This window comes from Streptomyces sp. NPDC046859, assembly GCF_040645135.1.
In the GTDB taxonomy this organism is placed as follows: Bacteria; Actinomycetota; Actinomycetes; order Streptomycetales; family Streptomycetaceae; genus Streptomyces.
This window is the reverse complement of the sequence record NZ_JBEYXR010000041.1, coordinates 40,207-48,502: the sequence shown is the minus strand read 5'-3', so window position 1 is coordinate 48,502 and position 8,296 is coordinate 40,207. Positions and strand designations below refer to the sequence as shown.

At 69.4% G+C, this 8,296-nt stretch carries 7 protein-coding genes and 3 pseudogenes; 6 read left to right on the top strand and 4 right to left on the bottom strand.

All coding sequences use genetic code 11. The features are described 5' to 3' along the window. Nucleotides 1-344: 344 nt before the first annotated feature. Both ABZ899_RS34860 and ABZ899_RS34855 read left to right on the top strand, forming a co-directional pair. Nucleotides 345-745, top strand: a pseudogene (locus tag ABZ899_RS34860) (XRE family transcriptional regulator); the annotation flags it as partial. Nucleotides 746-842: 97 nt separating this feature from the next. Continuing rightward, on the top strand, nucleotides 843-1,262 hold the full coding sequence (locus ABZ899_RS34855; protein ID WP_361354444.1) for a PPOX class F420-dependent oxidoreductase: 420 nt from the start codon (nucleotides 843-845) through the stop codon (nucleotides 1,260-1,262). 437 nt (nucleotides 1,263-1,699) lie between these two features. Here the strand turns inward: ABZ899_RS34855 and ABZ899_RS34850 are convergent, their stop codons facing one another. Together ABZ899_RS34850 and ABZ899_RS34845 are read right to left on the bottom strand one after the other, a co-directional pair. Next, on the bottom strand, nucleotides 1,700-2,086 hold the full coding sequence (locus tag ABZ899_RS34850) for a hypothetical protein (RefSeq protein WP_361354441.1): 387 nt from the start codon (nucleotides 2,084-2,086) through the stop codon (nucleotides 1,700-1,702). Nucleotides 2,087-2,483: 397 nt separating this feature from the next. Continuing rightward, nucleotides 2,484-2,714 carry a hypothetical protein gene (locus ABZ899_RS34845; RefSeq protein ID WP_361354438.1) on the bottom strand — a complete coding sequence of 77 codons (231 nt, stop codon included), beginning with the start codon at nucleotides 2,712-2,714 and terminating at the stop codon, nucleotides 2,484-2,486. 215 nt (nucleotides 2,715-2,929) lie between these two features. On the opposite strand from ABZ899_RS34845, the gene ABZ899_RS34840 reads away from it, so the two are divergent. From ABZ899_RS34840 to ABZ899_RS34825, 4 genes and pseudogenes are all read left to right on the top strand, one after another. Next, nucleotides 2,930-3,451 (top strand): helix-turn-helix domain-containing protein, encoded by a 522-nt coding sequence (locus ABZ899_RS34840; protein WP_361354435.1) that lies wholly within the window; start codon nucleotides 2,930-2,932, stop codon nucleotides 3,449-3,451. Nucleotides 3,452-3,501: 50 nt separating this feature from the next. Continuing rightward, nucleotides 3,502-4,754 (top strand): annotated as a pseudogene (locus tag ABZ899_RS34835) (IS256 family transposase). A 79-nt stretch (nucleotides 4,755-4,833) separates the two neighbouring features. Continuing rightward, nucleotides 4,834-5,496, top strand: a complete 663-nt coding sequence (locus ABZ899_RS34830) for a pyridoxal 5'-phosphate synthase (protein WP_361354433.1) — start codon at nucleotides 4,834-4,836, stop codon at nucleotides 5,494-5,496. A gap of 126 nt (nucleotides 5,497-5,622) precedes the next feature. Further along, entirely contained in the window at nucleotides 5,623-6,789 is a 1,167-nt protein-coding gene (locus ABZ899_RS34825) for a WD40 repeat domain-containing protein (RefSeq protein ID WP_361354430.1), read from the top strand. A 355-nt stretch (nucleotides 6,790-7,144) separates the two neighbouring features. Here ABZ899_RS34825 and ABZ899_RS34820 read toward each other — a convergent pair. Together ABZ899_RS34820 and ABZ899_RS34815 are read right to left on the bottom strand one after the other, a co-directional pair. After that, nucleotides 7,145-7,294, bottom strand: a pseudogene (locus ABZ899_RS34820) (IS701 family transposase); the annotation flags it as partial. Between the two features lie 63 nt (nucleotides 7,295-7,357). After that, nucleotides 7,358-8,242 (bottom strand): LLM class F420-dependent oxidoreductase, encoded by an 885-nt coding sequence (locus ABZ899_RS34815; protein ID WP_361354427.1) that lies wholly within the window; start codon nucleotides 8,240-8,242, stop codon nucleotides 7,358-7,360. Nucleotides 8,243-8,296: the final 54 nt, after the last annotated feature.

The following is an 8,296-nucleotide window of genomic DNA, read 5'->3' as shown; positions in this document are numbered from 1 at the left end:
TAGAAAGCCGACATGCCCATACAACCCAGGCCGATCGCCGACACTTGCAGGTCCCGCAGACTGCGCTGTCGCATGTGCTGTTCCAGCCTTTCGCTCGCACTCGATCGTCACGAACGGACGACTTCGGGCCCCTTCATCCATCTAGCGACGGATCTGGCCGCCCGGCATCCCGTGAGGGACGCCGGGCACCGAAGCGCCTGCGACGCTACGAGCTGAAGCGCGCTCGAAGTCAAGTCACCCGTTCAGCGGGGGTCCCCGGCAGGGAGTGGGGTGGTCAGCGGCCGGTCGAGGCGATCAGGACGCGGCCGCCCCGGACAAGTTCGTGCGTGCACTGGCCCGTGTCCGTCGAACGCTATGTGAAGAACCAGATCCAAACGCCCCGCCCGGAACTCGCCGACCGGCTCGAACGCGAGGTCCGCGCCCGCTGGCAGCCACAGATCAGAGCCAAGGCCAAACAGACGGCCACCGCCACCAACGGCATCATGATCGATGTCCAGGGCCGCTTCGGCTACACCGCCGCACCCGGCAGCACCGACGACGCCCGCATCCGACACCTCACCCTCGCCCCGCCCCACAACACGCCGCCCGCCTCCTCAGCGCCCGGGAAAAAGGTGCCACCGAGGACCAGCTCCGTCAGATCGCCGCCGAGGCCCTGGGCGAGGTCTACTTCCGCGACAACGGACACCGCACCCACGGCCTCGAAGTCGAACTCACCGACCTGATCGACCTGGAATTCGAGCTGTAGTCGGCCGCGGGACGTGGCCCGACGGCTCCGGCGAGGTGCGCCGCACCCCGTTCAGGGAACTCGGCGGCCAACGACAGGGAGACAGGAAGGGAACCCCATGTCCAAGCCCCCGCTGCCGCCCGCGGCCGAAGAGATGCTGCGTCACCCCAACCCGTGCGTGATAGCCACCCTGCGCAAGGACGGCGCCCCGGTGACCACACCCACCTGGTACCTCTGGGAGGACGGCCGCGTCCTCCTGAACATGGACGAGGGCCGGGTCCGTCTGGAGCACCTACGCCGCGACCCGCGGGTGTCCCTCACCGTCCTCAACCGGGACGACTGGTACACGCACGTCACCCTCATCGGCCGGGTGACCGACATACACGAGGACAAGGGTCTGGCCGACATCGACCGCCTCTCCACGCACTACACCGGACGGCCCTACCCGGACCGGGGGCGCACCCGGTTCAGCGCCTGGGTCGAGGTCGAGCGCTGGCACGGCTGGGGCGCGCACAAGGACAGCGACCAGGCGGGGTGAGACCCGGTGGAGGGCCGGGATCACCGGTCCGCGCGCACCCGCACGCCCCCGGCGAAGGATCGGGATCACCGGCTCGGGGGCACCCGCCCGGCCCGGGCAGCGGGTCCGGCACACCGCCGCCCCGCATGTCCGGGCACCCGTAGCCGAACGGAAGGCCCGACACGTGTTCGACGAAACCCATGTCGCAGAGCTGCTCGCCGCGCGGACGACGACGCCGGGCTGATCCTGCTCGGGGGCAGGGCCCAGGTGGTCGACGCTGCCTCGCTCACGCAGGAGGACCACGCGGGAGCCGCGGTCCTCCTCAGCCGGGCGGAGCTGGTGGACCGCCTGGGCACGGTGGACCGGAAGCAGGAGAGAGCGTCGGGAGAGCTGTGACAGCAGGAGTGTTACGGACCGTGCCACTGGCCGGGGAGCTGACCGCGTCGCTGATCGCCAGGTCACGGACCGCTACGGCCTGCCCGCCGCCGGCGTGCTGCGGCTGTGGGTCGGGTGCACATCAGGCAGTATTCGGCGTTGCGGACGATCTCCTGGCGGTTAGTGACGGCGTCGCGCAGAACGACGTCGGGCTTTGGGCCGTTGGCCGCGAAGATCAGGTCCTTGAACTCGCCGTCGACTCCGGTCATACCCAGCGACGCGAGAATCTGCTTCAGCGCTGGAACGTCGTACTCGTCCACCACCTTGCGGGCCACGGTGGTCAGTTCCGGCACGGCCAGCGGACGCAGGCGCGTGAGAACGTAGCGGAACTTGCTCCTGAAGGCTTCGTCTTCTTCACCCGACGCGAGCCCCAGACGCACGCACTCAGCCGGAACCTCGTAGGACTGCAACTCGGCTACAGCGCTGGCTATAGCGGAGCGCAGCGTTTCTGGTTTGACCGCATCTCCCGTGGCCGGAGACTACTGACCCGCGTCCAGACGATCGACCGCCTTGAACGCTGTGTCACAGGCGCGGACCGACCGGCACAGCTCTGCGCGCGCGGCGGACACCGAGGGGACGGTCTGCCAAGTAGGGGTCCCACCACAGCTGGACCGACAGGCGCAGCAGGCGGTGGTGCAGGGTGGTGGTGTTGCGGGGCGGGACAAGCCAGCGTCTCCCACCACGTTGCCCGGCCCGGGCAATGGTGGCGGTGAGGCTCGAGCCGTCCGGGACCTCGGGCCGAGGGGGCGCGGCGAGCACGGCGGGACCGGACTTCTGCAGCGCTTGGCGGAGCACCGGTCCGACGCGTCACCGACCGGGCGCAGGGCTGTGGGTCTCGTGCAGAGCCAGGGACCATTCCCGCAGATGCTGGACCAACGCGGTGGCTCGGGTATGACCGGCCGGCCAGAACGGCAGCACGAGGAGCGCGGGTACGCAGCAGGCCGTCACCACCAGTAGAGGCAGCAGCCACAGAGCGATCACGAGTGGGCGTTGCCGCCCCCTGAGCAGGGTGGCCGTGGTGGTGAGGAGAGTGTGCATGGGCAGGGAGGTCCTCTCAGCAACGCCTGCGGAGGCCAGGGCCGGCCGCTCCCGGGGGGAAGTCGATGCCCTGAGCGTCGAACATCGCCTGCCTTGCCGGAAGTCGCACCACCAGAAGTCATCCGGTGCGATCATTGCCTCTTGGGCAACGCACGGGAGAAGCCGTGAGCGGTGGTGAGGGCAGGCGACCGGACCTGGGCCCGGTCAAAGAAGATGTGAGCGAACCGGTTCTGGCCTTCGTCCTGCGCCTGCGGGAGCTGTACGAGGAGAGCGGCTGGTCCTCTCTGCAGGCCTTCGCGCAGGCAGTCGGCTACAGCAGGGGGACCATCTCGCGCGTCCTCTCCGGCGAGCGGCAGCCGAAGGCGTACTTCCTGGACAAGCTCTTCTCCGCGATGAAAGACCGTACGGGCCGCCCTGTGACCGAGGCCGTCCGGGCGGAGACGCGGCGGTTGTACTTCGAGTCCGTCCGTCTCAAAGCACCGGCCGAGTACCAGCTCTTCCGCATGGAGGAAGAATTCCGAGCCGCGCACGACGAGCTGCGGCAGCGCTTGGACGAGCAGCTCAAAGCACATGACACGGAGCGGAAGGAGCTCACCGGACAGATCGCCGAACTCACCGACAATCTGCGACACATGGAACATCAGAGGCAGGAGCTCCTCCACCGAGCAATGCTCAAGACCTGTGGATCAGCCCCTGGGAGGGACGCGGCGGGCGTACCTTCCCGAATGATCCTGTGATGGTCACCGAGTAGGCCCGCGTTCGCTGCGCGGGTCGGGAAGGCACGCCCGTGCTCAGCGTAGTCACCGACGAGGGCTCCACGCAGTCCGGCTCCCTGATCGATGAGATCGTGCGCGAGGGCGCCCGACGCATGCTCGCCGCCGCCCTGGAGGCCGAAGTCAACCATACGTAGCCGAGTTGGCGGCCGAGACGGACGGAGCCGGCCGCCGCCTGGTGGTCCGCAACGGCTACCACCAGCCGCGGAGCGTGGTCACCGCAGCCGGGCTGGTGGAGGTGAAGGCGCCGCGGGTCAACGACCGCCGTATCGACGAGGCCACTGGGGAGCGCAAGCGGTTCTCCTCCGGGATCCTGCCGCCCTGGTGCCGCAAGTCGCCGAAGATCTCCGAGGTGCTGCCGCTGCTGTATCTGCACGGTCTGTCGTCCGGGGACTTCGTTCCGGCGCTGGAGCAGTTCCTCGGCGGCACGGCGGGCCTGTCCGCGGCGACCGTGACCCGGCTGACGAAGCAGTGGCAGGACGACCACGCCGCATTCCAGGACCGGGACCTGTCGGACCGCGACGATGTGTACGTGTGGGCCGACGGCGTGCACCCCAAGATCCGGCTCGGGCAGGCGCACTCCTGCGTCCTGGTGCTGATGGGTGTGCGGCTGGACGGCACCAAGGAGCTTATCGCGCTGGCCGAGGGCTTGCGCGAGTCCGCCGAGTCGTGGGCCGACCTGCTGCGCGACTGCCGCCGCCGGGGCATGCGCGATCCCGAGCTGATCGTCGGCGACGGCGCGATGGGGCTGTGGAAGGCGCTGGCCGAGGTGTTCCCGGCTGCCCGGCACCAGCGCTGCTGGGTCCACAAGGCCCGGAATGTCACGAACTGCCTGCCGAAGTCCGCTCAGCCGGGCGCGACGAAGGCGATGCAGGAGATCTACAACGCCGAGGACCGCGCTCACGCCGAGAAGGCGATCGAGACATTCGCGAAGACCTACGGTGCCAAGTGGCCCAAGGCCGTCGCGAAGATCACCGACGACCGGGAGGGCCTGCTGGCGTTCTACGGCTTCCCGGCCGAGCACTGGATCCACCTGCGGACCACGAACCCCATCGAGTCGACGTTCTCCACGGTCAAGCTCCGCACCAAGGTCACCCGCGGCGCCGGAAGCCCGGCCGCAGCCCTCGCGATGGTGTTCAAGCTGGTCGAGTCCGCCCAGGCCCGCTGGCGCGCGGTCACCGCACCCCACCTCGTCGCCCTCGTCCGTGCTGGAGCCCGCTTCGAAAACGGCCACCTTGTCGAACGCCCTGGCGCTGCAGCGGCGTGATCAACCTCAATCAGCTTATGAATTATCCAGGTTGATAGGTTCAGTTCGACTTGAGTGATCACGACTGAGGGAGTGGAACGTGACCGGTGCGGCCAACCTGCGTCAGACGCTGCGGGACATCGAGGTCTTCGCCGGCGAGCTTCCCGGGTTCGACCCATCGATTGCGCCAGACACGCCGTTCGAGCTGTTCACCGAGTGGTTGCTCAGGGCGTTGAGCGCCGGGGTGCAGGAGCCGCATGCCATGACGCTGGCCACGGCGGACGCCAGCGGTGATCCAACCGCCCGCGTACTCATCCTCAAGGACGTGAGCCCCGAGGGCTGGCAGTTCGCCTCGGACGCGAACAGCCTCAAGGGCCGCGACCTCGCTGCCCGCCCCTATGCGGCGCTGACCTTCTACTGGGCACCGCTTGCCCGCCAGGTCCGGGTGCGCGGACCGGTTGTGCGAGAGACCCCTGAACTGTGCGCTGCAGACTTCCTCGCCCGGGGTGCGGGGGCACGGGCGGAAGCCCTGCTCGGTCGGCAATCGCAACCGCTCGCGGATCTGGCCGAGAGGGATGCGCAGGTGGAGGCATCACTCGCGCGGATCAAGAGCGAGCCGGACCTCGTGGCGCCAGGTTGGACACTGTACTCAGTACGCCCGGAGTCGGTGGAATTCTGGCAAGGCGACAAGCAGCGCCGCCACACCCGGCTCGTCTACCTGTCTTCACCCGACGGGTGGACCAAGCAGATGCTGTGGCCCTGATTCCTGTCCGATCCACAAGTATTGACAATTGCTCTCCTCCACCGGAGTGAGCACCTCGCCGAACAGGCGCGTGCCGAACGCGAACATCGGAAGTTCCTGGAACAGGTCCTTTAGGAAGTCCTGCGGTTGCAGGACGGACTGGCACTGGTCCCGACGCCCTCACAGCAGCCGTCGGAACACTGGCCCCTCGCCGGTCTGGTCCTCGGCGACCGCACCGGGAAGGTGGAAGAGATGGCCCTGTCGCCCGACGGAGCCCTGATCGCGAGCGTGGGCTCGGACGGCACCCTGCGGTTCTGGGAGCCAGCGGCGAGCCGGTCGCCGGTGCGTACCCTTCACCACGACCGGCCGGTCCTGGCGTTGGACTTCCATGTCGGCCGTCGTCTGCTGGCCACGGCCTGCCAGGACGGAAGCGTCTGGCTCTGGAAGCCGGCCGCAGGCCGGTCCGCCGAGCCCGAACGTCTCAGCTCCGGGATCAGCGATGTGCGTGCGGTGGCCTTCGCGCCAGGCGGCGACGGGCTGCTGGCAATCGCGGGCCTCGCGGGCTTTGGACGCAAAGCCATCGAGTTGTGGCAGCCGGACCGCAACGGGACCTGGTTCCAGAGCCCGAGTGCGCGCTTTCTCCTGGACGAGGACACCGGCATGCCCCCGCCGCCAGGCACGCGGGTGGGCCGATTCAGCGGCTATCAGTTACGCGAGAGCTTCGGCGGCCACACCAACGGAGTCGACGCGCTCGCGTTCTCGCCCGCTTCCGGACTCCTGGCGACCGCCGGCATCGACGGAACCGTCAGGTTGTGGGACTTGGTGGGGAGGCCGGCCGCCGGGCCGCTCAGTGGCCACGAAGGCCCCGTGCGTACGATCGCGTTCTCGCCGGACGGGCGCCGCATCGCGAGTGGCGGTGCGGACGGGACCGTACGGCTCTGGGATCCGGTCGCCGCCTCCCCGACCGGGCGACCGCTGACCGCTCACACCGGACCCGTCAGATGTTTGGCTTTCTCACCGGACGGACAACTGGTGGCGAGCGCCGGTGACGACGCGACCGTGCGGTTCTGGTCGCCGGCGGACGGCCGACCACTGGGCGAGCCGCTCATCGGCCGCCACGGGCCGGTCACCGGCGTGAGCTTCGCACCGAACGGAGGCTTGCTCAGCACGACGGGGAACGGACAGGACGGTACGACTGTGGCCGACCCCGGCGGCTTGACGTTGCATCGCGTACGTGGCCGAACCAGACCCGGCGGTTGCCCATCCGGCGGAGCGGCGAGTCGGGTGCCGACGGTGCCGCTCACGGTCTCCTGAGTGACCTGGCACCAGGCCACGCCAATCACGCCCGAACGCAGCCGATCTCCAGCCGTACCGAATCCCACCCCCAAAGTCGAAGCACCAGACCCGAACGACCACGCCACCTGAAGATCAATGCTCCGCCACACCAAGCAGCAGAAACGGCTGTCGAAGCTGGGCGTACAGCGGCGAAGGCCGATACGGCTCCGACGGCGCAAGGAGGTAGGGGGGTGGGGTTACGGCAAGATACCTCCAGTCCCGAGCTGAATGCCGGGGCCTGTGCGACCCACCCCCCATGGCCGCGAGTCCCTCACGATCTCCGTCCGGCCCATCGAGGCCGTGATCGTATCCCGGGCCACTGACAACACAGCCGGTCCGCGATCGTCCAGCAGTTGCGCGGCAGGTCCGACAGCAGCCCCAGCACCAACCGCCCGGCCCGCAGCCGGGGTTCAACCCTGGCGAGCCGGCCCGCAATCCGTCCCATGGCCACCTCGAACGCCGCCCGCCAACGGCCGGGATCTATGCTGTGGCCCGCGGCCACCGTCTCTTCGTAAGTCCACGTCGGACTGTGATCTGAGAGACGGCCTCAGTCCAGGATGGCGGCCAGGCGGCGCCACTCCTCCCGTGGTAGGGAGTCGCGCGGGCCACCCGTCACCACCTGGATCGCCACATGGTCCGCGCCCGCCTCGTGGAAGGCGTTGAGGCGAGTGTGGATGCGGGTCTCGTCGCCCCAGGCGTACAGGGCGTCCACCAGGCGGTCGCTGCCGCCGTCGGCCAGGTCGTCCTCGGTGTAGCCGAGGCGGAGGAAGCTGTTGGTGTAGTTCGGGAGGGTGAGGTACATCGCGAGGTGCTCGCGGGCCAGGGCGCGGGCGGTGGCCGGGTCGCTCTCCAGGACGACCCCGCACTCCGGTGCCAGCAGCGGGGCCTCGCCCAGGATCTCGCGGGCCCGCGCGGTGTGCTCGGGGGTGACGAGGTAGGGGATCGCGCCCGCCGCCCGGTCCCGGGACAGCTCCAGGGTCTTCGGGCCGAGGGCGGCGAGCACCCGGCGCCCGGCCGGGACACCGGCCGCGTCCAGCGCGTCGAGGTAGGCGACCAGGGCGGAGTACGGGCGCCGGTACTGGTCCTCCATCTTGGCGTGGCTCACGCCGAGGCCGAGCAGGAAGCGGCCCGGGTGGGCCGACTCCAGCTCGGCGAAACCGGCCGCGCTCTCCTCGGCCTCGTACTGCCAGATGCTCTGGATGCTCGTGCCGACGACCAGCCGGGACGTCGCCTCAAGGAGCGGCGCGGCATGCCGGGGCGCGCTGCTGCCGCCCAGCCAGGCGGCTCCGTAGCCGAGTTGCTCCAGTTCGTCGGCGGCCTCGGCGATGTCGCCGCGGCGGGCCGGATCCTCGGCCCTGAGGCCCACGTTCCAGACGCCGTACCGGCCGATCGACTCCTTGACGGTGCGGGCGCTGTCCGTCGTCTCGCTCATCGGGTCCCTTCCCTCCGGGTGGGTGTGCTGTCGTGATGGTCGTGCACACCGGTG

Bases quoted from the DNA above. Each gene is read 5' to 3' on its own strand.
- ABZ899_RS34855 (WP_361354444.1), top strand. From the start codon at position 843: ATGTCCAAGCCCCCGCTGCCGCCCGCGGCCGAAGAGATGCTGCGTCAC.
- ABZ899_RS34845 (WP_361354438.1), bottom strand. From the start codon at position 2,714: ATGCACACTCTCCTCACCACCACGGCCACCCTGCTCAGGGGGCGGCAA.
- ABZ899_RS34815 (WP_361354427.1), bottom strand. From the start codon at position 8,242: ATGAGCGAGACGACGGACAGCGCCCGCACCGTCAAGGAGTCGATCGGC.